The 23171-nt window shown below is 62.9% G+C and carries 25 protein-coding genes and 1 pseudogene; 25 read left to right on the top strand and 1 reads right to left on the bottom strand.

Annotated elements, in window-relative coordinates:
- The first annotated feature begins 41 nt into the window (after positions 1-41).
- Genes L338_RS15040 through L338_RS15030 form a run of 3 tightly spaced genes read left to right on the top strand, consistent with a single transcriptional unit; the run spans position 42 to position 3595 of the window.
- Positions 42-1604 carry an MBOAT family O-acyltransferase gene (locus L338_RS15040; RefSeq protein WP_022699228.1) on the top strand — a complete coding sequence of 521 codons (1563 nt, stop codon included), beginning with the start codon at positions 42-44 and terminating at the stop codon, positions 1602-1604.
- 3 nt (positions 1605-1607) lie between these two features.
- Positions 1608-2585 (top strand): hypothetical protein, encoded by a 978-nt coding sequence (locus tag L338_RS15035; RefSeq protein ID WP_022699227.1) that lies wholly within the window; start codon positions 1608-1610, stop codon positions 2583-2585.
- A complete protein-coding gene (locus L338_RS15030; protein WP_022699226.1) occupies positions 2582-3595 on the top strand; it encodes a fumarylacetoacetate hydrolase family protein in 1014 nt (337 codons plus the stop codon). The genes L338_RS15035 and L338_RS15030 overlap by 4 nt, the downstream gene beginning before the upstream one ends.
- Positions 3596-3613: 18 nt before the next feature.
- Here the strand turns inward: L338_RS15030 and hspQ are convergent, their stop codons facing one another.
- Positions 3614-3943: a heat shock protein HspQ gene (gene hspQ, locus L338_RS15025; protein ID WP_022699225.1), complete on the bottom strand. Its 330-nt coding sequence runs from the start codon at positions 3941-3943 to the stop codon at positions 3614-3616.
- A gap of 226 nt (positions 3944-4169) precedes the next feature.
- Between hspQ and L338_RS15020 the strand changes: the two genes are divergently transcribed.
- The 22 genes and pseudogenes from L338_RS15020 (at position 4170) to L338_RS14925 (ending at position 23074) form a co-directional block, all read left to right on the top strand.
- Positions 4170-5189 (top strand): Ppx/GppA phosphatase family protein, encoded by a 1020-nt coding sequence (locus L338_RS15020; protein ID WP_241762274.1) that lies wholly within the window; start codon positions 4170-4172, stop codon positions 5187-5189.
- A complete protein-coding gene (locus L338_RS15015) occupies positions 5186-5890 on the top strand; it encodes an RlmE family RNA methyltransferase (RefSeq protein ID WP_027068595.1) in 705 nt (234 codons plus the stop codon). The genes L338_RS15020 and L338_RS15015 overlap by 4 nt, the downstream gene beginning before the upstream one ends.
- A gap of 105 nt (positions 5891-5995) precedes the next feature.
- A complete protein-coding gene (guaB, locus tag L338_RS15010) occupies positions 5996-7468 on the top strand; it encodes an IMP dehydrogenase (RefSeq protein ID WP_022699223.1) in 1473 nt (490 codons plus the stop codon).
- 2 nt (positions 7469-7470) lie between these two features.
- Entirely contained in the window at positions 7471-7815 is a 345-nt protein-coding gene (locus L338_RS15005; RefSeq protein ID WP_022699222.1) for a DUF3088 family protein, read from the top strand.
- 18 nt (positions 7816-7833) lie between these two features.
- On the top strand, positions 7834-8274 hold the full coding sequence (locus tag L338_RS15000) for an MAPEG family protein (protein ID WP_033311605.1): 441 nt from the start codon (positions 7834-7836) through the stop codon (positions 8272-8274).
- Entirely contained in the window at positions 8267-9553 is a 1287-nt protein-coding gene (locus tag L338_RS14995) for an RsmB/NOP family class I SAM-dependent RNA methyltransferase (protein WP_022699220.1), read from the top strand. The genes L338_RS15000 and L338_RS14995 overlap by 8 nt, the downstream gene beginning before the upstream one ends.
- Positions 9554-11122 (top strand): glutamine-hydrolyzing GMP synthase, encoded by a 1569-nt coding sequence (gene guaA / locus L338_RS14990; protein ID WP_022699219.1) that lies wholly within the window; start codon positions 9554-9556, stop codon positions 11120-11122.
- 92 nt (positions 11123-11214) lie between these two features.
- The gene (locus L338_RS14985; protein WP_022699218.1) at positions 11215-12048 is read left to right on the top strand and encodes a hypothetical protein; all 834 of its coding nucleotides are present in this window, start codon (positions 11215-11217) and stop codon (positions 12046-12048) included.
- Entirely contained in the window at positions 12045-12212 is a 168-nt protein-coding gene (locus L338_RS17650; RefSeq protein WP_161624641.1) for a hypothetical protein, read from the top strand. Before L338_RS14985 ends, L338_RS17650 begins: the two co-directional genes overlap by 4 nt.
- 72 nt (positions 12213-12284) lie before the next feature.
- Complete coding sequence (locus tag L338_RS14980) at positions 12285-14339, top strand: TonB-dependent receptor domain-containing protein (RefSeq protein WP_022699217.1); 2055 nt, start codon at positions 12285-12287, stop codon at positions 14337-14339.
- Positions 14339-15514, top strand: a complete 1176-nt coding sequence (locus L338_RS14975; RefSeq protein ID WP_022699216.1) for a PepSY-associated TM helix domain-containing protein — start codon at positions 14339-14341, stop codon at positions 15512-15514. The genes L338_RS14980 and L338_RS14975 overlap by 1 nt, the downstream gene beginning before the upstream one ends.
- A gap of 54 nt (positions 15515-15568) precedes the next feature.
- Complete coding sequence (locus L338_RS14970; RefSeq protein WP_022699215.1) at positions 15569-16360, top strand: FkbM family methyltransferase; 792 nt, start codon at positions 15569-15571, stop codon at positions 16358-16360.
- Positions 16361-16459: 99 nt separating this feature from the next.
- Positions 16460-16921 (top strand): SRPBCC family protein, encoded by a 462-nt coding sequence (locus L338_RS14965; protein WP_022699214.1) that lies wholly within the window; start codon positions 16460-16462, stop codon positions 16919-16921.
- 24 nt (positions 16922-16945) lie between these two features.
- Entirely contained in the window at positions 16946-17407 is a 462-nt protein-coding gene (locus L338_RS14960) for an SRPBCC family protein (RefSeq protein ID WP_022699213.1), read from the top strand.
- Positions 17404-17793: a VOC family protein gene (locus L338_RS14955; RefSeq protein WP_022699212.1), complete on the top strand. Its 390-nt coding sequence runs from the start codon at positions 17404-17406 to the stop codon at positions 17791-17793. The genes L338_RS14960 and L338_RS14955 overlap by 4 nt, the downstream gene beginning before the upstream one ends.
- 38 nt (positions 17794-17831) lie before the next feature.
- Entirely contained in the window at positions 17832-18509 is a 678-nt protein-coding gene (locus L338_RS14950) for a glutathione S-transferase family protein (RefSeq protein ID WP_022699211.1), read from the top strand.
- A 20-nt stretch (positions 18510-18529) separates the two neighbouring features.
- Positions 18530-19249, top strand: coding sequence for a DUF1428 domain-containing protein (locus L338_RS14945; RefSeq protein ID WP_027068592.1), 720 nt, complete (start codon positions 18530-18532; stop codon positions 19247-19249).
- Positions 19250-19269: 20 nt separating this feature from the next.
- A pseudogene (locus tag L338_RS18255) lies at positions 19270-19362 on the top strand (glutathione S-transferase family protein); the annotation flags it as partial.
- A gap of 26 nt (positions 19363-19388) precedes the next feature.
- Entirely contained in the window at positions 19389-19868 is a 480-nt protein-coding gene (locus L338_RS14940; protein ID WP_022699209.1) for a VOC family protein, read from the top strand.
- A gap of 50 nt (positions 19869-19918) precedes the next feature.
- Positions 19919-20344, top strand: a complete 426-nt coding sequence (locus L338_RS14935) for a VOC family protein (RefSeq protein WP_027068591.1) — start codon at positions 19919-19921, stop codon at positions 20342-20344.
- Between the two features lies 1 nt (position 20345).
- Entirely contained in the window at positions 20346-20855 is a 510-nt protein-coding gene (locus tag L338_RS14930) for a GFA family protein (RefSeq protein ID WP_022699207.1), read from the top strand.
- Positions 20856-20998: 143 nt separating this feature from the next.
- Entirely contained in the window at positions 20999-23074 is a 2076-nt protein-coding gene (locus L338_RS14925; protein ID WP_022699206.1) for a S9 family peptidase, read from the top strand.
- Positions 23075-23171: the final 97 nt, after the last annotated feature.

The following is a 23171-nucleotide window of genomic DNA, read 5'->3' as shown; positions in this document are numbered from 1 at the left end:
ACACCCGCATCGAACCACCGGCGGCCAAGGGCCATCCTGCCTTGCTCTTCAACAGCCCCGTCTATCTGTTCCTTTTCCTGCCCGCCGCGGTTCTCGGCTATTACGCCGCGCGCCGGTTCGCGGGGCTGGGCGCCGCGGTTATCGTGCTGCTGGCCGCCTCGCTATTCTTCTATGGCTACTGGAAACCGGTCTATCTGCTGCTTCTTGGCGGCTCGATCCTGGTCAATTTCTATCTTGCCCGGCCTGTCGCGCAGGCGGAAAAACCGGCGCGGCGATGGTGGCTGACCGCCGCGATAGTCTTCAATCTGGGGCTGCTGGGCGTTTTCAAATACGCCGGATTTTTCCTCGACTCGGTGGATATGGCCGCGCCGGGGGAATTCCCTTCCGTCGAAATCGTCCTGCCGCTGGCCATATCCTTCTTCACATTCCAGCAGATCGCCTATCAGGTGGACGCTTATAAGGGGCTGGTGACGCCGGCCTCGCTGCCGCGATACGCCCTGTTCGTGTCGTTTTTCCCGCAGCTTATCGCGGGGCCGATTGTCCATCATAAGGAGATGATGCCGCAATTTGGCGCGCAAACGCGCCGCGGCGAGACGCTGACCAATTTCCAGGTGGGGCTTTTCATCCTGATTATCGGCCTCGCCAAGAAGGTAATCCTGGCCGATGGAGCGGCGGAATACGCCTCGCCCGCTTTTGCGCAGGCCGAACGCGGCGCGCAGGTCGAGTTCTTCCGGGCCTGGATCGGGGCGCTTTGCTATTCGGGACAGATCTATTTCGACTTCTCGGGCTATTCGGATATGGCCGTCGGGGCGGCGCGTCTGTTCGGAATCCGCCTGCCCACGAACTTCTTTTCACCCTACAAGGCGACCTCAATCGCCGATTTCTGGCGCCGCTGGCACATCACTTTGTCGCGGTTTCTGCGCGACTATCTGTACATCCCGCTGGGCGGAAACCGGCGCGGGCAGGTGCGCCGATACGCCAATCTGATGACCACAATGCTGCTGGGCGGGCTCTGGCACGGGGCGGGTTGGACGTTCGTTTTCTGGGGTTTCCTGCACGGTTTCTACCTGGTTCTGAACCATTTCTGGGACTGGTTGAGGCGAAAAGCGCCGGTTCTGGCCGCGGGAGAGGGGCATTTCGCGCGAAAATTCGCCGCCTGGACGGTCACAATGCTGGCGGTAATCGTCGCCTGGGTCTTCTTCCGCGCGGAAAGTTTTGGCGGCGCCGTGACCATGCTGCAGGGCATGACGGGCCAGAACGGCGCGGTTCTTCACCCCTCCGTGGCGCGCATGTTCGACCCGTCAGGTTTACTTTCAGGGCTGGGCGTCAGGGTTGGCGGCCGCGGATTGCCGGCCGCGGAGTTCATTCCGGGGCTCGTCTATGCCGTGGCGATGCTGCTGATCGCTGCGCTGACGCCGAACATTTACCAGATCACCCGCGCCAATCAGCCGACAATCGATTATCCTCAGCACGCGCGCGAGACCCGCGCGCCGCTCTGGCGGCCGACAATTGTCTGGGGCGTGTTCGCGGGCGCTGTCGCCATGCTGGCCGTCGCGAAAGTTTTCAGCGCCGCGCCGTCCGAATTCCTCTATTTCCAGTTCTGACCGATGCGCTTTTTTATCGCCTTCCTGCTCAGTTTCGCCGTCCTCATGGGGCTGGCGCATTTCACATGGGGCAGGATTCTACCGCCGCCGCCCGAACTCGACTGGGTTCTGGCGCTGGAGGACAACAAGTGGGGCGCGGCGGAAGCCGCTTCATCGCCGCGCATTCTCATCATCGGCGGCTCGGAGGCGCATTACGGGCTGTCGGCGGAGATATTTGAACGCGAAACCGGGCTTCAGGCTTTCAATCTGGGCACCCATGCGGGGCTTTCCTGGCGCACCCATTACCTGAATACGAAGCGGCTTCTGCGCTCTGGCGACATCGTGGTCTTTTCGGTCAATTACGTGCGCCTGATGGCGGACGATCCGCGCGATCTGGAGGTCCGCTACTGGCGCGAACGCGACCCCGCCAGCGTGTTCGAGTTTCCGGTCCGCTACTGGCCCGTTTTCATGGGCGGCGACTTGCTGGGCGAGGGGTTGAAATCGCTTGGCTATCCGCCGGGCAAGGGCTGGCTGCGACGGGCGGATGCGATTTCCCCGCGCGGGGACGAGACAGCCAATATGCTGGAAGGGAAGCGATCAGCGCAGGATCTCAGCCGCCTTCGCAGGACCGGCATCACCCCGCCATTCAAGGGGGAAGCGCCCGGCCTGGCGGAAATCCTGAAACTGAAACAGGCGGTCGAAGCCAGGGGCGGGCGATTCTATGTGGTGTTTCCGGGCCAGCTCGACCGGCCGCGCTTTCATGACCGGCCTGCCTATGAAGGAAACTTTCAGGCGGTTGAAACGCTGTTCCGGGACCGCGACATAGAGATTCTGAATGATATGGAGTCCGCGCTCCTGCCGATCGAATTGATGTACGATACGGTATATCACCCCACCGGCGCCGGCCGCGCCCGCATCAGCACGCCCGCCGCGAAAACGCTCGCCCGGGATCTGAAGGCCGAAGGCGTCATGACACGAGATACGATGGAGAGTTCTTCTTGAAATTCGCCAGCCTGCCCAACGAAACCCGCGACGGAAAGCTGACCCTGGTTTCCCGCGACCTGAAACACGCCGTCGACGCCAGCGACATCGTCCCGACGCTGCAAGCGGCGCTGGAGAACTGGGACGCCCTGACGCCCAAACTCCAGGCCCGCTATGACGAACTGAATGAAGGCAAGGCCGGCGGCGCGTTCGCATTCGACCAGGAAAAGGCGCTGTCGCCGCTGCCGCGCGCCTATCAGTGGGCGGACGGATCGGCCTATATCAACCACGTGGAGCTGGTCCGGAAGGCCCGCGGGGCCGAGGTGCCGGAAAGCTTCTACGACGATCCGCTGATGTATCAGGGCGGCTCCGACGCCTTCCTGACGCCGCGCGGCGATATTCCGCTGGGCGATGAGGCCTGGGGCTGTGATTTCGAGGCGGAGATTGCCGTGATTACCGGCGATGCGCCGATGGGCATCAGCCCGGAAGAGGCCAAGGATACGATCCGTCTGGTCATGCTGGTCAATGACGTGTCGCTGCGCGGCCTGATCCCGGGCGAGTTGGCCAAGGGCTTTGGTTTCTTCCAGTCCAAGCCGCCAACGGCGTTCTCGCCTGTCGCCGTGACGCCGGATGAGCTAGGCGACGCTTGGGATGGCGCGGCGCTGCGGCGTCCGCTGGTCTCCACCTATAATGGCGAGAAATTCGGCGAGCCGGATGCGGGCACGGACATCACGTTCGATTTCGCGCGCCTGGTGAGCCACCTGGCCAAGACGCGCCCCGTCACGGCGGGTACGATTGTCGGCTCAGGCACGATTTCCAACAAGGATCCGGACGGCAGTCCGGGGCGCCCGGTTTCCGAAGGCGGGAAGGGTTATAGCTGCATCGCCGAAGTGCGCATGGTCGAGAAAATTCAGACCGGCGACTTCAAGACCGGTTTCATGAAATACGGCGACACGGTCAGCGTCGACATGTTTGACGACGATGGAAAATCCATCTTCGGAACCATCGAAAATACCGTGGTGAAGCCTTAAACGGCTGACCTTGCGGTTCTAGTTCGCGCGGCGATCGGTCGACATGTCGTACCGGTCGCCGTGGAACCGCCCGAAAATATCGCCCACTTGCGGGTGGCGCACCGGCTTGCCGCTCTCGTCCGGCAGCAGGTTCTGCTCGGAGACGTAGGCCTCGTAGGTGGTGTCTTCGTTTTCGGCCAGCAGCTTGTAATAGGGCTGTTCCTTGGCCGGACGGATGTCTTCCGGAATGGATTCCCACCACTCTTCGGAATTGGCGAATTCCGGATCGACGTCATAGATGACGCCCCGAAAAGGGAATACCCGGTGCCGGACAACCTGTCCGAGAGAGAATTTGGCTTCGCGCTGCATATTTTCTGAGATAGCCGATTGGTTTCGCGGGGCAAGAGCTTGGCTCTGCGCGGCGAACCGGATTACAGTAAATTCAAACTGTGGAAAACGCGCTTTGGCTGCGCGCCTTTAACTGGCGACCCGCTGCGCAAACAAGAACTGGTGCGCCATGTCCAACGGCGAGACCGCTCCTGCCAGACGGCAGGGCAGCGGGCGCCGCCGCAACCGGCCCCAAAAGGGGAACGGCTTGTGCGGCGCCATCGATCTGGGAACGAATAATTGCCGCCTGCTGGTGGCCCGGCCCACCCGCGACGGGTTCAAGATCGTCGACGCCTATTCCCGCATCGTGCGGTTGGGCGAAGGTCTGGGGCGGACGGGGGAATTGTCGCCCGTCGCCATGGACCGCTCTATCGAGGCGCTGAAAGTGTGCGCGGAGAAGCTGGCCCGCCGGAATGTCGGTAAAATCCGCTGTATCGCCACACAGGCCTGCCGATCCGCCACGAATGGCGAGGACTTTCTTGGCCGTGTGAAGAATGAAACCGGCCTTCGGTTTGACCTGATTACCGCCCGGGAGGAGGCGCGGCTGGCGGCGCTTGGCTGCCTCAACCTGATCGACCGGGAAATTGATATCTGCATGGTCGTGGATATTGGCGGCGGTTCGACCGAGCTGAGCTTCATTGACGTGAAAGAGCTGAAGCGCCGGGAAGAAACCCAGAAATACGCGCCGCCCCCGATCCGCGCATGGAGCACGATGCCGCTGGGCGTGGTGACGCTGGCCGAAAACCATCCCGAACCGGATGAGCGCGGACCGTGGTTCGATACAATGAAAGCCGCCGCACGCGAACATATCGACAAGATCGAGGGCCTTGAGCCGTTCCGTGAGGCGTTCGAGGCGGGGCGCGCACAGATCATCGGCACGTCGGGCACGGTGACCAGTGTCGCGGGCGTGCATCTGAAGCTGCCGGTTTACCAGCGATCCCGCGTCGACGGGATCTGGCTGGGCGATGCGGATGCGCGCAATGCCGTCCGCCATCTGCTGAATCAGACCCCTGAAGAGCGCGCGCAGGAGCCCTGTATCGGGCCGGAACGCGCCGATCTGGTGCTGGCCGGTTGCGCGATTTTCGAGGCGGTTATGGACGCCTGGCCCGCCGAACGCCTGCGCGTGGCGGACCGGGGGCTGCGCGAAGGCGTGCTTTACGGCCTGATGGGGCGTTACGCGACCAAGCGGCGCCGGCGCCGGTCGCGCCGGGGAGGGCGTCCGGCATGAGCGATGACGAAGAACGCCGCCGCCGCCGCTCCGGCCCGGTCAAGAAAGGTCAGCCGCGGCGCGGCCTGACCAAGCGGGTGAAAACCGCAAAGGGGCGGAAATCCTCATCCACGCGCTGGCTGCAGCGTCAGCTGAACGATCCCTATGTCGAGCAGGCGCGGGCCATGGGCTATCGCAGCCGCGCGGCTTTCAAGCTGATCGAGCTGGACGACAAGTTCAAACTGATCCGCAAGGGCATGCGCGTGGCCGATCTTGGCGCGGCGCCCGGCGGCTGGACGCAGGTGGCGTTGGAGCGCGGCGCCTCCCGCGTTGTCGGAATCGATCTGCTGGCAATCGACCCGATCCCGGGTGCGGAGCTGCTCGAGCTGGACTTCACCGAAGAGGGCGCGGACGAAGCGGTGAAGGCCGCGCTGGGCGGAGAGGCGGATCTTGTGGTTTCCGACCTCGCGCCCTGGACCACGGGGCACAAGGCGACTGACCACTTGAAGATTATCGCGCTGGTCGAGGTGGCCGCGCATTTCGCGTTCGATGTCCTGGCGCCCGGCGGCGCTTTTGTCGCCAAGGTCTTCCAGGGCGGGACCGAGCAGGAATTGCTGAAAGAGCTTCGCGGACGGTTCGAGAAGGTGAAGCACGCCAAGCCCGACGCCAGCCGCTCCGAGTCGGCGGAAATCTATCTGGTGGCGCAGGGCTTCAAGGGCTGAGGCCCGCCCGGCGCGTTGCGCCGGTCACAGTTTGCGGCGCCTGCGCGCCTTGTCTCATCTCAAAAACCTGTTAAAGCGGCCCCGCAAGAGACAAGGAGGCGCCCGATGGAGATTCGGGAAGGTGTCACGTTTGACGACGTGCTCTTGCAACCCCAGAAAAGCGACGTCATGCCCGCGCAGGCGGACACGTCCACGCGTCTGACGCGCGAGATCAATCTGAACATTCCGCTGCTGTCCGCGGCGATGGACACAGTGACCGAGGCCGAGCTGGCGATTGCCATGGCTCAGGCCGGCGGCATTGGCGTGATCCACCGCAACCTTTCGCTGGAAGAGCAGGCGGAAGAGGTCCGCAAGGTGAAGCGGTTCGAATCCGGGATGGTGGTCAATCCGGTCACGATCTCGCCGAACGCCACGCTGCGCGATCTGCAGATGCTGATGGCGCAATACAAGATTTCCGGCATCCCCGTCGTGGAGCCCACCGGCTCCGGCGAGCCCGGCAAGCTGGTCGGCATCGTGACCAATCGCGACGTTCGCTTTGCCGAAGACCCGAACGAGAAAGTCGCCGATCTGATGACTCGCGAGGTCGTCACGGTTCGCGAAGGCACCAGTCAGGAAGAGGCGCAGCGCCTTCTCCACAAGAACCGCATAGAGCGCCTACTGGTGGTCGATGAGGCGGATCGCTGCATCGGTCTGCTGACCGTCAAGGACATGGAAAAGGCCAGCGCCTTCCCGCTGGCCGCCAAGGACTCTCAGCGCCGCCTGCTGGTCGCCGCCGCCTCCACGGTGGGCGATGCCGGCTATGAGCGCGCGCAGGCCCTGATGGATGCGGGCGTGGACGCCGTGGTTATCGACACCGCGCACGGTCATTCCAACGCCGTCCTGGAGGCCGTGGAGCGCGTGAAGAAGCTGTCCAACCGGGTTCAGGTCATTGCCGGCAATGTCGCCACGGAAGGCGGCGCCAAGGCGCTGATCGACGCCGGGGCGGACGCCATCAAGGTCGGCATCGGGCCGGGCTCCATCTGCACCACCCGAATGGTGGCGGGCGTCGGCGTGCCGCAACTGACCGCGATCGAAGGCGCGGCCAAGGCGGCGCACGCGGCCGATATTCCGATTATCGCCGATGGCGGCGTGAAATATTCCGGCGATGTCGCCAAGGCGCTGGCCGCCGGGGCGGAGACGGTGATGATCGGCTCCCTCATGGCGGGGACGGAAGAAGCGCCGGGCGAGGTCTTCCTCTATCAGGGCCGGTCCTACAAATCCTATCGCGGCATGGGCTCTGTGGGCGCGATGGCGCGCGGTTCCGCCGACCGTTACTTCCAGAAGGAAGTCACCGACCAGATGAAGCTGGTGCCCGAAGGCGTCGAAGGACGCGTGCCCTATAAAGGCCCCGTTGCTCCGATCATCCACCAGCTGGTGGGCGGTGTGCGCGCGGCTATGGGTTATACGGGTTCCCGCACGCTGGCTGATTTCCGGAAAAACGCGGTGTTCATCAAGATCACCAATGCGGGCCTGAAGGAAAGCCACGTGCATGACGTGATGATCACGCGGGAAGCGCCGAACTATCCGAGCCCCGGCTAGGGATGGCTGAACGCGACCGCCTCTATCTGCTGACCGCGCCGTTCGAGGACGGGCCGGACGGCCCGTGGTTCTGTTTCGATTGCGCGGCGGTGGAAGGCGCGCTTCTGGCGTCGCCGCACTGGGCGGACCGTGTGGAGATTCACCGTCTGGCCTGGCCGCGTCCACGCGCGGAAATCGTCGCGATCCTGGGCGAGGGCGCGCAGGATCTGCCCGCGCTGGTGCTTGCCGACGGAGCGGAGACGGCGGAAGCTGTGCTTGAAGCTAACGGGATGCGGTTCCTTACCGACCCCCGGGCCATCACGCGTTATCTGACGGACCGGCACGGCGGGGCCGCGCCGCATCCTTAAAACGGGGAGACTTACGTCATGCCAGCAGCTCATCTGGTGCTTTTCCTGAGCGTTGTCGCTCACGTTCTTCTGGTTTTCTTCCTGGGCTTCCGCATGGCCGCGGCGCGCTACAGCGCCGCCAAAAAGGGCGAGGTCGATCTGGAGCGCATGGCCATAGATCACACGGTCTGGCCGACGCCGGTGCGCAAGATATCCAATGCCTACATGAACCAGTTCGAGATGCCGGTGCTGTTCTACGCGGCGGTTCTCTTTGCGTTCACGATTGGCGGCGCGGGGTGGCTGATGGCGATCCTCGGGTGCGTCTATGTGCTGATCCGCTATGTTCACGCATTCGTTCATATCGGGCGGAACGTGGTGATCCTGCGTTTCCAGGTCTTCATACTCAGCGCCATCGTGCTGCTGGTCATGTGGGGCTATCTGACCGGTCACGCGGTGGGGAGTTACCTGGCCGTTGCGTGAGGCGGGCCGCATAGCCGCCGCGATCGAGGTTCTGGAGGACGTCGAAACGCGCCACAGGCCGGTTAGCGAGGCGCTGCGCGACTGGGGCAAGAGCCACCGCTTCGCCGGGTCGGGCGACCGGGCTGCGATTGGCAATATCGTCTATGACGCGATGCGGATGCGCGCCTCCATCGCCTGGCGCATGGGGGCGGAAACGCCGCGCGCGCTGGCGCTGGGCGCCATGGCGTTCGGCTGGGGCTGGGACAAGGCGAAATTCGCCGGCGCCTTCGCCGATGACGAGCACGCCCCCGAACCGCTGAGCGAGTCCGAGCAAGCCGCTATCGCAAAAAGCCTCGACGGCGCGCCGGACTGGGTGAGGGCCGATATTCCTGAATGGTGCGAAGAGTCGTTCCAGGCCAATTTCGATGAGGAATGGGTGGCCGAGGGCGCGGCGCTGGCGCAACGTCCGCCGCTGGACCTGCGCGTGAACACGTTGACGGCGGATCGTGAAAAGGCCGCCAAGGCCCTTCGCAAAACGCCGCAGAAGGCGCCGATCTGCCCGACCGGCCTGCGCTACCCGGCCGGCGTGGGCGCCTCCCGCACGCCGAACGTGACGCCTGAAAGCGCCTATCAGAAGGGCTGGATCGAGGTTCAGGACGAAGGCAGCCAGATCGCCGCGCTGCTGGTCGGGGTCAAGGAAGGCGAACAGATCCTCGATTATTGCGCCGGGGCGGGCGGCAAGACGCTGGCCATGGCGGCGGCGATGGAAAACAAGGGCCAGATCTACGCCTATGACGCGGACATCAACCGCCTGGCGCCGATCCATGACCGGCTGGTCCGGGCCAAGGTCCGCAATGTCCAGGTGCGCGATCCCAAGCCCGGCGTGCTGGATGACCTGAAGGGCAAGATGGACCGGGTGGTGCTGGATGCGCCCTGCACGGGTTCAGGCGTCTGGCGGCGTCATCCGGACGCGAAATGGCGCCTGACGCCGGAAGCCCTGGCGCGCCGCCAGAGCGAGCAGGTTCAGGTGCTGAGCGAGGCGAAGGATTACGTCAAGAAAGGCGGGTTCCTCGTCTATATCACCTGCTCGGTCTTCCCGGAGGAGAACGAGGACCGGATCGAGGATTTCCTGCTCTCGAACGGGGATTTCGAACTCGTCTCCGTCGGCGAGGTCTGGCAGGACATTTTCGGTTTCGACAAGCCCAAGCCCTGGTCGGCCGATTTCAACTCGGTGACGCTGACGCCCGCCTCCACGGGGACGGACGGCTTCTTCGTCGCCGCGCTTCAGAGAACAGGATAGATGACCACCATTCAGGAACAACATGAACGCGCCCTGATCGTCGATTTCGGCAGCCAGGTGACCCAGTTGATCGCCCGGCGCCTGCGGGAGAGCGGCGTCTATTGCGAAATCCACCCCTTCAACAAGGTGGACGGGGCGTTCCTGAGCGCGTTCAGCCCGAAATGCGTGATCCTCTCGGGCGGCCCGGCCAGCGTGACCGGCGAGGGGACGCCGCGGGCCACGAAAGAGGTCTTCGATCTGGGCGTGCCGGTGCTGGGCATATGCTATGGCGAGCAGACCATGGTGAACCAGCTGGGCGGCGAGGTGACGCCGGCCAATGAGCGCGAATTCGGCCGCGCCGATATCGAGATCGTCGCCGATACCCCGCTGTTCGAGGGCTTTGGCGGCCCCGGCACGGAAGAACGGGTCTGGATGAGCCACGGCGACCGCGTCCACGCCATCCCCGAAGGCTTCGAGGTCATCGCCAAGACGCAGAACGCGCCGTTCGCGGCCATCGCGGACGAGCGCCGGCAGTTCTACGGCGTCCAGTTCCACCCGGAGGTCAGCCACACCCCCCGCGGCGCGGCGCTGCTGAAGAACTTCACCCACGCCATCGCCGGCATGAAGGGCGACTGGTCCATGGCGGCCTTCAAGGAAGAAGAGATCGCCAAGGTCCGCGAACAGGTGGGCGACGGCAAGGTGATCTGCGGCCTTTCCGGCGGCGTCGACTCTTCGGTCGTGGCGGTGCTGCTGCACGAGGCGCTGGGCGACCAGCTGACCTGCGTCTTTGTCGACACCGGCCTGTTGCGGAAGGGCGAAGCCAAGCAGGTCGTCGACCTGTTCCGCGGTCACTACAACATACCGCTGGTCCACGCCGATGAGGGCGATCTGTTCCTCGGCAAGCTGGACGGCGTCAGCGATCCGGAGAAGAAGCGCAAGATCATCGGCGGCACGTTTATCGAGGTGTTCGAGCGCGAGGCCGCCAAGATCGGAGGCGCGGAATTCCTGGCCCAGGGCACGCTCTATCCGGACGTGATCGAGAGCGTCTCCGCCACCGGCGGCCCGTCGGTCACCATCAAGTCCCACCACAATGTCGGCGGCCTGCCCGAACGCATGAACATGAAGCTGGTGGAGCCGGTGCGCGAACTGTTCAAGGACGAGGTGAGGGCGCTCGGCCGCGAGCTGGGTCTGCCCGAAGCCTTCGTGCAGCGCCACCCGTTCCCGGGGCCGGGCCTGGCCATCCGCATTCCCGGCGAGATCACGCCGGACAAGGTCGCGATCCTGCAGGAGGCCGACGCCATCTATCTGGAGGAAATCCGCAAGGCCGGCCTCTATGACGAGATCTGGCAGGCCTTCGCCGTGCTGCTGCCGGTCAATACGGTCGGCGTGATGGGCGACGAGCGCACCTATGAGGCCGTGCTGGCCCTGCGCGCTGTCACTTCACGCGACGGCATGACGGCGGACTACTACCCCTTCGACCACGATTTCCTCGGCCGCACCGCCACCCGCATCATCAATGAAGTCCGCGGCGTGAACCGGGTCGTCTATGATGTCACGTCCAAGCCGCCGGGCACGATCGAGTGGGAATAGGCTCTGGCCGCCAGCCGGATTAACAAAAAGCTGACTCAAAAGCTCACCCATGTATAAACTCCCGCCGCTGGCGATCGGACCGGGGGAGGGCGATGCGGTTTTTCCGGCCGGGTGGAAATCTGACAGGGTGGCGGCGTTTCGGCTTTGAGGTGGCGATCATCGTGATCGGCGTCGGCATTGCCCTGGTCGCCAACCAGTGGGCGACACGCGCCGTGCAGATCAAGGAAACGCGCCAGGCGCTCGACGCTGTCGAGACCGATCTCATCAAGTTGCTTGCCTTTGCTTCGGAGCGCATGGCCATTGAACCCTGCCGGGTGGAGCAGGTTGAGTTCATCGCCGGGCGGTTGAAGGCCGGTGAGGGAGAGTGGATTCCCCGGATGCCGGACGGCCTCCAGGCGCCGGGTGGTCCGATGATTCTGCAAACCCCCGTGCGCACGCCCATCCGGAATCTGTCCGCGGAATCGTGGAAAGCCCTGCTTGCCAGCGAAACCGCCCTCTACATGGATCGCGGCAAATTCATCGAGCTGAGCGCAATTTTCGATGTGGCGGTTGAGATCCGGGACCTGCAGACTCAGGCGCTGGTTCTGAAAGGCCGGCTCGCCCATCTCGGCATGCCCGGCCCGATGGACGCCGATGCGCGCCGCGACGCCTATGCCCTGCTGGGCGAATACGCCGCAATCGAAGGGCTGATCACGGTTCACGCCAGCCAGATGATGCAGTCTTTGACGTCGTTCGATTATCAGTATGACGGCCGGTTGCCGTTCAGCGCGCCTGACGAAATTGATTCAGACCTTTTCGGCGCCGTGAATCGCCGTGTTTACGGCGATTGCGTCGACATATCGAAATTCCAGCCCATGGCGGACCAGGTCGAGGCTGTTTACGGGGTCAAGGTCGATCTGAGCGAGACGGAGTCTGACGCGCCATGATCCTGCGCCGTCTTGCAACCGCGCTGCGCAAGCAGGACTGGGTCACACTACTGATCGAAACGCTGATCGTGGTGCGCCATTCTCGCCGAGATCGAGACAGAGCAGTCATGATCCTCTGGCATTTAATGACATTCTATAACTCACCAAACTCGACTCATATTTGAGAATGATAATCACTTGCGAGTCATCCGGGCCTCGGCTATCAGGCCCGGGAACTGACTTCCAAGGGGTAGATTGTGACCAAGAAAATCTGGCTGGCCGGCATTGCATCGGCGGCAATTTCGAGCACGCCTGCAATCGCGCAGGACGCCGTGGCTGACGAAGCCGAGACGGTCGAAAACGGCGATGTCATCATCGTTGTAGGCGAAACGACGAACGTCCTGATCGATTCTGATCAGATCGAGAAAACTCAGGCGAACGACCTGGCCGACGTGTTCCGCCAGACGCCGTCTGTCTCGGTTGGCGGTTCGCTGGGCATTGCGCAGAAAGTGTACGTGCGGGGGCTCGAAGACACTCTGCTGAATGTCACGGTGGATGGCGCACCGCAGACCGGCACGCTGTTTCACCATATCGGCCGGGTCCAGATCGAGCCGGAACTGCTGAAGCAGGTCGACCTGCAGGCTGGCGCGGGCGAGGCGACAGCCGGTTTCGGCGCGGTTGGCGGGGCCATTCGGTTCCGGACCAAGAGCGCTGACGACCTTCTTGAGCCGGGTCAGCGCTTCGGCGCCATGACCAAGGCCGGCTGGTTCAGCAATGACGGTTACAAGGGCAGCGTGTCCGCCTATGGCAAGCTGAACGACAACTGGGGCGTTCTGGGGTCGCTGGTCTATGTCGACCGCGACAATATGGACGATGGCGATGGCAACACGCTGTTCGGCACCGCGGCGGAGCAGCTTCTGGGCTTCGTGAAGCTGTCGGGCGAGATCGTTCCAGATCATTATCTGTCGGTCAGCTATGAGCATCGCGACGAGGAAGGCGAGTTTGGCGCGCGTCCGAACTGGCCGACCCTGGAAGGCGACACGCTGTTCCCGGCCGACGCGGAGCGCCGCACCGTGGTGGCCAACTATCGCAACACGATCAGCCCCGCGCTGAACATGGATGTGACCGGCTATTTCACCACGTCTGAATTCCAGCAGGACCGCTTTGACCGCTGGGGCAAATACGGCGCGGATATCGAGACCTACGGCTTCGACATCCGCAACACTTCCAATTTCGGCGCGAGCGAGATCATCTATGGCGTGGAGCACCGGAACGATGTCGTGAAGAGCCGTTACCTGGCCGATCAGACGGTCTGGGGCGGCTGGGCCTGGGACCCGTCAATCGGCTCCTTCGAGGAGAAGGGCGAGCTGTGGGGCGCCTATGTGCAGGGCCACTTCCGTCTGGCTGACCCGGTCCTGATCAGTGTCGGCGGGCGTTATGATTCCTACGATCTGGAACTGGTGACCTATGACGAGCGCTCGGACAGCGAAGGCTTCAGCGGCAATGTCGGTATCCGCTATGACATTACCCCGGCGCTGGCCTTCACGGCGGGCCACGGCCAGGCCCTTCGCGGCAAGGAAGTCGGTGACGCCTTCACGCTGGAGAAACGCCCCGGCCGTCTGCGAGTCGATCCGTCGCTCCAGCCCGAACGCGTGGACAATTCTGAAGCCGGCCTGACATACGACAACGGGCAGCTTCGTGCATCCGCGTCCGTGTTCTCCATGGTCATTGACGATGTCATTCTTGACCAGATCGGCGGCGGCGTAGCGCCCGAGGACTCGATTTTCTACGAAAATGTCGGGGAGTTTGAGACGCAGGGCGTGGAATTGCGCCTTGGCTATTCCTGGGAACGCATCTCTGCGGACCTGTTCTATACCTCGTACGATTCAGAGCTGAATGACCGCCCTGTCGAGGGTTACGAGGAAATCGGCCTGGCCAACGCTTCGGGCGATCAGTGGAATCTCAATCTTGGCTGGGGGCCGACGGACCGTATCGATCTGGGCGTGAATGTCCGCGTGGTCGAAGATCTCAATGACATCGACGTGCTTTACCGCGCTGTCGAGATCGGCTGGATCGACGCCCTGCAGCAAGTGGACAAGCCCGGTTACACGGTCGCCGACATCTATGGAGAGTGGCGTCCGCGACAGGTCGAAGGTCTGCGCCTGAACGTTGCTGTCCAGAACCTGTTTGACGAGCAGTATCGCGATCACGCGAGCGTTGCCGACTATAACGCCATCCCCGGATGGGAAGGCGTGGCGGGCCTCTATGAAGCGGGACGCGATATCCGTATCTCGGCCGCATACGAGTTCTGATGTCGGCTGCGGCCATCCGGAAAGAGAAGCGGCCGAATATTCGTATTCGGCCGCTTCTCGTGCTCTGGCACCGCTGGTTCGGCATCCTGGCGGCGCTGTGGCTTGCCCTCATGGGGCTGACGGGGTCGGCCGTCGTTTATTATGACGAACTCGATGTCTGGCTGAATCAGGACCTCAAGAAGGTCGAAGCACGGTCTGAGCCTGCCAGTGTGGAACTCTGGTTCGCTGCCGCGCGCGATCAGTTTCCGGACCGGTTCATCCGCTTCGTCGACTTGCCGGGCGAACCTGATGACTCCGTCCGGCTGTCCATGCCGTCCCTGGAGGATGATTCCGAAATCGAAGTCTTCGTCGACCCCTACACGGCGGAGTTGCTGGGGAGCCGAAGCTATGACGCGGCGGGCCTTGGGCCGCGCAACCTGATGAACTTCCTCTACGGGCTTCATCTGGACCTGCATCTTGGGGACTGGATGTTGTGGTTCCTGGGCCTTGTGGCGTTTTTCTGGATTCTCGACCACGCGGTTTCGGTTGTCCTGTCATTTCCGACAGCCAGGAAGTGGGCCGCGAGTTTCCGCGTCCGTTTGCGGAAGGGGCGGCACAAATTTACCTTCGATCTTCACCGGGCGATGGGGCTCTGGCTGTGGCCGGTCACGCTCATGTTCGCCGTCTCCGGCCTCTATTTTAACTGGTACGAGCACGTCGTCGCGGCGGTCGACCGCGTCTCTCCCGTCACGGAGCGCGCCATATTTGCGCTGCCGGCGAATGACGAGGCCGACTTCGCGCCGCAGATCGATTTCGATGAGGCGTTTACAATCGCCGCCCGGCTGGAAGGCGCGCCGGAGGTCGACCTGGCGAGCTACAATCCCTGGAAAGCCGCCTATGAACTGCGCGCCCATGATGTGCGGGACATTGATCCGTACGGGCGCCGCATGATCGTGGTCGAGGCCAATAGCGGGAAAGTGCTCAGCGACCGGCATATCACCGAAGGAACCGCGGGCGATGTGTTCCTGGCCTGGCAATATCCGTTGCATTCCGGAAAGGCGTTCGGGGGCATCGGGCGCGCGATCATATTTGTTTCGGGCCTACTGGTTGCGATCCTCTGCATTACCGGCATCATCCTCTGGGCGCGCAAGCTGGGCGCCCGCCGCTGGCGGAAAGGCGCGCGGCGATTGGGTTGACGCGGAGCCGCGCCAACGGGGGACTGGCCGCACGGGCCGGGCAGGGGAGCGGATATGGAAATCGCCAGGCTGATCAAACAGCTTTTCTCGCTGGACAAGCCCGACCTCCAGGTCATTTCGCGCGAGATCAAGGAGATGACGCGGCTGAAGCGCCAGCAGCGTGAGACGTTTGGCTGCCAGAAGGGGCAGGTGGACTACCTGCTGATGAACATCTTTGACTATGAGCGGCAGGGCCTGAAGCGCGGCGGGTATTTTGTCGATCTGGCCTGTGCCGACGGCGTCGATCTGAGCAACACCTATTTTCTTGAAAAGCATCTGGAATGGACCGGGCTTCTGTTCGAGCCCAATCCGGATTTCCATGACTCGATCGCCAGCAATCGCACATCACCGCTGGTTGCCGAATGCGTAACCGACGGCGCGGCGCCTGAAGTCGAGTTTCGCATCGATAACGGGATGCTGGGCGGCATCGTGGGCGAAGGCTTCGACAACTCGGCGGAGAACCGGGCGGAGGAGTTGCAATCGGCCCGCATCATCCGCGTTCCCACGGTCACGCTTGCCGATGCGCTGGACCGGCATGGCGCGCCTCGCCTGATTGATTATTTGTCGCTGGACGTGGAAGGCGCGGAGGAGCTGATCCTGCGGGAGTTCGATTTCAGCCGCTACAAATTCCGTTTCATGACCATCGAGCGCCCGTCACTGGCGCTGGACCTGCTGCTGGACCGGCACGGCTATGTCCAGCTGGCTCATAGCCGGTTCGATGTTTTCTACACGCACCGCGATTTTCTCGACAAGGTGAATTTTGAACCACGGTCACGCTTCATCGCAACGCCGGCAAAAGATTGGTGACTGCCTGAAAAACGCCCGAATGGGCCGTCCTGATACGGGTTGACCTGAACAGCCAGCGCCTTTAATAAACCAATCGGTTATTTAACGGGTGAGTTATCCATGGGCGACGCATCATTCGAATTGAAGCTGGAGCGGGTGCTGAATGCGCCGCGCCACAATGTCTGGCGCTGCTGGACCGAGGCGGAGTTACTGGAGCAGTGGTTCGCCCCTCATCCCTGGACAGCGAAAATCAAGGAACTTGATTTGCGCTCCGGCGGCGGCTTTCACGTTTCCTTGCGCGGGCCTGAAGGTGAAGAATCCGGCGGGCCGGGCGTCTTTCTGGCGGTCGAGCCTGAAAAGCGTTTGATTTTTACCGACGCCTTCCAGCCCGGCTGGCTTCCGTCCGGCCAGCCTTTCATGACGGCCATCATCGAACTGGCCAGCGAAGGCGACAGGACGCGCTACACGGCGCGGGCGCTGCACTGGCGAGAGGAAGACCGGAAAACGCACGAAGACATGGGTTTCCATGACGGCTGGGGACAGGTCGCCAGCCAACTGGAAGCCATCGCCGCCAAACTCTGATCCAAAGAAACAGGGAGAGCCGCCATGGCCACCGCCGCACCCGCTGATACGAAGCCCAGCCTGACCATTCAAAGGCGTTTCGATGCGCCGGTAGAGCGGGTCTGGCGGGCATGGACGGACCCCGAGGCGATGTTCCAGTGGTTCGGGCCGGAAGGGGCCGAAGTCACCCACGCCGAAACCGATGTGCGGGTGGACGGGAGTTTCCGGGTCATTTTCTCCATCCCGCCCGACCCCGAAGTCCACAATGTCAGCGGCGTCTATCGCGAGGTGGAGGACAAGCAGAAGCTGGTTTTCACCTGGCAGTGGATCACCATGCCGGAGCGGGAGTCTCTGGTCAGCGTGATGCTGCGCGCCGAAGGGGACCGGACGCTGATGATCTTCAGCCATGAACAGTTTGCCGATGAAGAGGCGCGGGACGGCCATGAAGAGGGCTGGACCGGAAGCTTCGACCGTCTGGCCGCGTATCTGGAAAAGGAGGCCGCATGACCCGCCTGAGAGACAAGAACTCATCGGCTATTGTGGCCGTGAAAAACCTGGCCGCGGCGCGCGATTTCTACGAACAGACGCTGGGTCTGGAGGTCGCCGACGCCTCAATGGAGGCGCAAGGGGCGGTTGGCTACCGCACCGGCGGCACCTTGCTGACGGTTTATCAGTCTGAATTCGCCGGCACGAACAAGGCGAACGCCGTCACCTGGGCCGCCGGAGAGGATTTTGACGCCATCATTGCAGATTTGCGCAACAAGGGCGTTGCTTTCGAACATTATGATCTGCCGGGGCTGGCGTTTGAAAACGGCGTCCACGCCGACGGCGAAATCAAGCTCGCCTGGTTCAAGGATCCGGACGGCAACATCCTGCACATCATGAATTTTTAAGGCGCGAAGACAGCGCCCGTTCCGGAAGGAAAGTCACTATGCCCGTCAATCCTGAATCCAGTGTCGAGATCAAGGCGTTCGACTGGGTGCCGGATTTTGCCAAAGGACTCGTGCGCGATCTGCGCGTGCGCTGGGCTCTGGAAGAGACCGGACAGGATTACCGTGTCCGATATCTCTCGCAGGGCGACCAGAAACAGCCGTCCCATCGCGCCCTCCAGCCCTTCGGCCAGGCGCCGACCTATGAGGCGGGCGACCTCGCGCTGTTCGAATCCGGCGCCATCGTCCTGCATATCGCCCAGACACATGACGGTCTGTTGCCGGAGGACAACGCCGCCCGGGCGCGCGCGGTCGAGTGGATTTTTGCCGCGCTGAATACGGTCGAGATCCCGATATCCGATTTCGCCCTGGTGGACATTTTCGAGGCGGACGAGCCCTGGTCGGCGCCCCGCCGTCCGGCTGTGGTCGAACGGGTCCAGGAACGGCTGGGCGAGCTTGCTGACTATCTCGGCGAGAACGAATGGCTCGATGGTGATTTCAGCGCCGGCGATCTGATGATGATTTCCGTATTGCGTCAGCTTCGCGGAAGCGGCCTGGTTGAACGCTATGAAACGCTCGCCCGCTATGTCGCGCGCGGCGAAGCGCGGCCCGCCTTCCGGCAGGCGCTGGCCGATCATATGGCCGGCTTCACGGGTGAAGCGCCGCCCCAATTTGCATGATGGAAAAAGGAAAATCAGTCATGGCCTATGTTGAAGGTTTCGTCGCTGCGGTTCCGGCGAAAAACAAGGAAGAATACCGCAAGCACGCCGCCGATGCGGCGCCGCTGTTCAGGGAGTTTGGCGTCACGCGGATGGTGGAATGCTGGGGCGATGACGTGCCCAGCGGCAAGCTGACCGATTTCAGCAAGGCGGTGAAGGCCGAAGACGGCGAAGTGGTCGTCTTTTCCTGGTTTGAATATCCCGACCGCGAGACCCGCGACGCCGCCAACGAAAAGATGATGAACGATCCGCGCATGCAGGACATGGGCGAGACCATGCCGTTCGATGGAAAACGCATGATTTTCGGAGGTTTCGCGCCGATCCTCGATGAAAAGTCGGGCGGCGACATGGGCTATGTGGACGGGATGCTTGTGGCCGTGCCAACGGCAAACCGGGAAGCCTATCTGGAAATGGCGTTAAAAGCGGCCAAGGTCTTCCAGGAATATGGCGCCAATCGAGTCGTCGAGACCTGGAGCGATGATGTCCCGGACGGCAAGGTCACCGATTTCAGGCGCGCCGTGAAAGCCAAGGACGGAGAAGATGTCGTCTTCTCCTGGATCGAATGGTCTTCCAAGGAGGCACGTGACGAAGCCTGGCCGAAGATGATGGAAGACGAACGCATGAAGCCCGATCATCAAGCCATGCCGTTCGACGGGATGCGCATGATCTATGGCGGCTTTGCGCCCATCGTTGAAGCCTGATCCCGTCTGATTGAGCGCGCAATGTCCGCGCTTACCGCGAGCGCCTGCTGGCCCTAGATGAAGCGCGGCTCTATCGGCCGCTGTTCCCGCTTGGCGCGCCGGACCGGGATTGAAACTCGATTTTTGGAGGAAAAATATCATGCCGGATATCATCAACTGCCTTTGGTTCGACCACGGCGAAGCGCGCAAGGCGGCGGAATTCTACGCCGTCACGTTCCCGGACAGCCGCGTCGACCGCGTGAATACCGCGCCCGGTGATTTCCCCGGCGGAGAGGAGGGCGCCGAACTGACCGTCGAATTCACCGTGCTCGGGCGTAAATTCGTCGGCCTGAACGGCGGGCCGAATTTCACGCCGGACGAGGCGGTCAGCTTCATGATCGTCACCGAAAACCAGGAAGAGACCGACCGGTACTGGGATGCGATTGTTGGCAATGGTGGCGAGGAGAGCGCCTGTGGCTGGTGCAAGGACCGCTGGGGCTTCCGCTGGCAGATCACGCCGAAACTGTTGCTTGATTTGACCACGAGCTCCGACCGGGACAAGGCCAAGCGCGCCTTCGACGCGATGATGACGATGAGGAAAATCGACATCGCAGCGATTGAAGCGGCGGCCAACGAATAAGGGCAACGGGCCCTAAACAAGCGAAAGAAACACGCTGGAGTAGAATGAATATGCAACCGCAAATCTATCTTTTCTTCAAAGGAAACTGCGAAGCGGCGATGCGCTTTTACGCCGAACTGTTCGGTGGCGAGGTGGCGGGTATTTTCCTGAACGGCGACGCCGCGCCGGACGCCCGCATGCCCGGCGGCGACGACATGGTCATGAATATGGCGATTACCGTCGGCGGCGCGACGATGATGGGCTCGGACAATTCCGATGAAATGTATGACCGGCCGCAAGGCTTCTATGTCAATCTGCCGGCCTCCTCGGCGGAGGAAGCGCAGCGCTGGTTCGACGCGTTGAAGGAGGACGGCGAGGTGGCCATGCCGCTGGACGAGACCTTCTGGGCCGAGCGCTTCGGCATGGTCCGCGACCGTTTCGGCACGCCCTGGATGGTGAACTATGAGGGCGCCAAGGGCGAGGGACAGCCGGTTTGAAATGAGTGAAACCGCCGGTATCGCGAACACAGACAGCCAACCCGCCAGCCTGGAAGGCCGGTGCGCCTGCGGCGGCGTTCGCTTTCATCTGACCTCCGCGCCGATGGTGGTTCATTGCTGCCACTGCCGGTTCTGTCAGCGGATGAGCGGATCGGCGTTCGGCTTCAATGCGCTGATCGAACGGGAGCGAGTGGAGCTTTCAGGCGATCTTGCGCCTGTGGCCGTGGCGACGCCCTCCTTCCATCCGCACGGGCAGGTCTGGCATCGCTGCCCGACATGTCAGGTGCCGTTGTGGAGCGAGCATCCGTTACTGGGACCCTCCATCGCGCTGGTGCGGATCGGCGCGATGGATGGCGCGCGCCGTCTCAAGCCGGACCTGCACTGTTTCACGGCAACCCGTTTGCCCTGGGTGGTCATACCCGACGATATTCCTGCGTTCGAGGGCAGTTACGACCCTCGGGATGTATGGAGCGAGGAGGTTCAGACGCGTCTCGCCGCCGTTGCGGGATAATGAACAACCAGCGCGCGCCGGCGCCCGCGGCGCCGTTTTCGATCCCCGCGACAATCTGACCGGAGCTTAACTTGCGCGCGCTTCTGACCGGGCGATAGTCTGCCTTCGATAAAGATACGCCCAACCGCCCCCGGGGAGGATTCATGAAAATTGCCGTTCACGCCGCGCTGGCCGCGGCGCTTCTCGCGCCTGTGGCCGCTTCGGCCCAGGATGACGATATCCGCAAGTTCACAGCGGAAGACGTGTTCAACCTGGAATGGGCCAATGATCCGCAAGTCTCGCCGGATGGCGAGACCGTCGCCTATGTGCGGATGGGATACGACAAGGCGAAGGATTCGCCGGTCGGATCCGTCTGGGTTGTCGATGTCGACTCTGGCGCGCACCGGCCTCTGATCACGGGCGCGGGCTCCTACAACGCGCCGCGCTGGTCGCCGGACGGACGGCGGCTGGCCTATATGGCGGTCGAGGATGGCAAGCCGGAAATGCGCGTGCGCTACATGGACGACGGGTCAAGTTTCTCCGTCGCGCAGCTGTTCCAGCCGCCGCAGGGCTATGACTGGTCGCCGGACGGCCGGACCATCGCGTTTTCCATGTTCACCAAGGGCGAGACGCCCAGCTTTGCCACGCCGCCAGAGAAGCCGGAGGGCGCCGAATGGGCCGAGCCCGTGCGCGTGTTCGACGATCTGGTCTACCGGTTCGACGGTCAGGGCTGGCTGAAGGAAGGCGCGGCGCATATTTACGTTGTACCCGCCGATGGCGGATCTCCGCGGCAGCTGACGAAAGGCGATAACGGTTTCGGATCGCCGGAATGGCTGGATGAAAATACCATTCTTGCGGTCGGTAATGATGTCGAAAATCCGGATCTCGACCCGATCGAAAGCGAGATTTACGCAATCAGCGTGAACAGCGGCGACCGCCGCGCCTTGACCACGCGGGACGGACCGGACGGCTCCCCCGCCGTATCGCCGGACGGCCGGCGCATCGCCTATACGGGCTATGACGACAAGGTCCTGGCCTATCAGCAGACCGATCTCTGGGTCATGGACGCCAATGGCGCGGAGCCGCGCAACCTGACGGCGGATTTTGATCATTCCGTCAGCTCGCCCGAATGGGCCGCCAATGGCCGCGGCGTTTACGTGACGGCCGAAGTGAACGGTCAGAATGTTCTGGCGCTGGTGGATCTCAATGGCGGCGTCGACCAACTGGCCGACGATGTTGGCGGGACCAGTCTGGGGCGGCCCTATGCGTCGGGCGGTTTTTCCGCGTCCGATGAGGGTCGGCGCAGCGTTGTGGCCTACACGCAGGGCGCGTCCAGCCGGCCCGCGGACCTGGCGATCCTGACTGGTTCGGGCGATCCGCGCCGGGTGACCGATCTCAACAGCGATGCGCTGGGCCATATCCAGTTGGCCGAGATCGAGGAAATTCAGGTCGAGTCCAGCGTTGACGGCCGCACGGTCGAGGCCTGGATCGCCAAACCGCCAGGCTTCACGGCTGACGGTTCCTATCCGATGATCCTGGAAATTCATGGCGGACCGTTCGCCATGTACACCCCGCACTTCGCGGCGGAGATTCAGCGCTACGCAGCCGAAGGCTATGTGACGGTCTACGCCAATCCGCGCGGGTCGACCGGCTATGGCGAGGATTTCGCGCTGGAGATCGACCGCGCCTATCCGGGCGAGGACTATGACGATCTGATGAGCGTCGTCGATGCGGTCGTCGCGAAGAATTACGCCGATCCGGGTCGTCTGTTCGTGACGGGCGGTTCGGGCGGCGGCGTTCTGACGTCATGGATTGTTGGCAAGACGGACCGCTTTGCCGCGGCGGCAACGATCAAGCCTGTCATCAACTGGACGACGATGGCGCTGGCCGGGGACATCGCCGCGTTCGTGGGGCGTCACTGGATGCGCGCCCAGCCCTGGGAAGACCCGGAATTGTACTGGCGCCTGTCGCCGATCTCTCTGGTCGGCAACGTCACCACGCCCACTCTGGTGATGGTCGGGGAAGAGGATTACCGCACCCCGGCCTGGGAGGCGGAGCAATTCTATGGCGCGTTGAAGCTGCAGGATGTTCCGACCGCGCTGATCCGCGTCCCTGGCGCCTCACACTCCATCGCGGCGCGGCCCAGTAATCTGATTGCCAAGACCGACAACATCATGGGCTGGTTCGCAAAATACGACCCGGCCAAGGAAGACGAGGCGGAGGGCGGCGACTCGGACTAGAGTCGCTCCGCATCAGGCGCCGGGGAGGGGAAGTCTCATGGCCGCGCTTATCGTCGGACTGGCGATCTTTTTCGCCGCTCACATCCTGGCCGCCGGG

The sequence above is a fragment of the Euryhalocaulis caribicus genome, from assembly GCF_000412185.1.
GTDB classification, from domain to species: Bacteria; Pseudomonadota; Alphaproteobacteria; order Caulobacterales; family Maricaulaceae; genus Euryhalocaulis; species Euryhalocaulis caribicus.
This window is presented reverse-complemented; position numbering and strand designations above follow the sequence as displayed.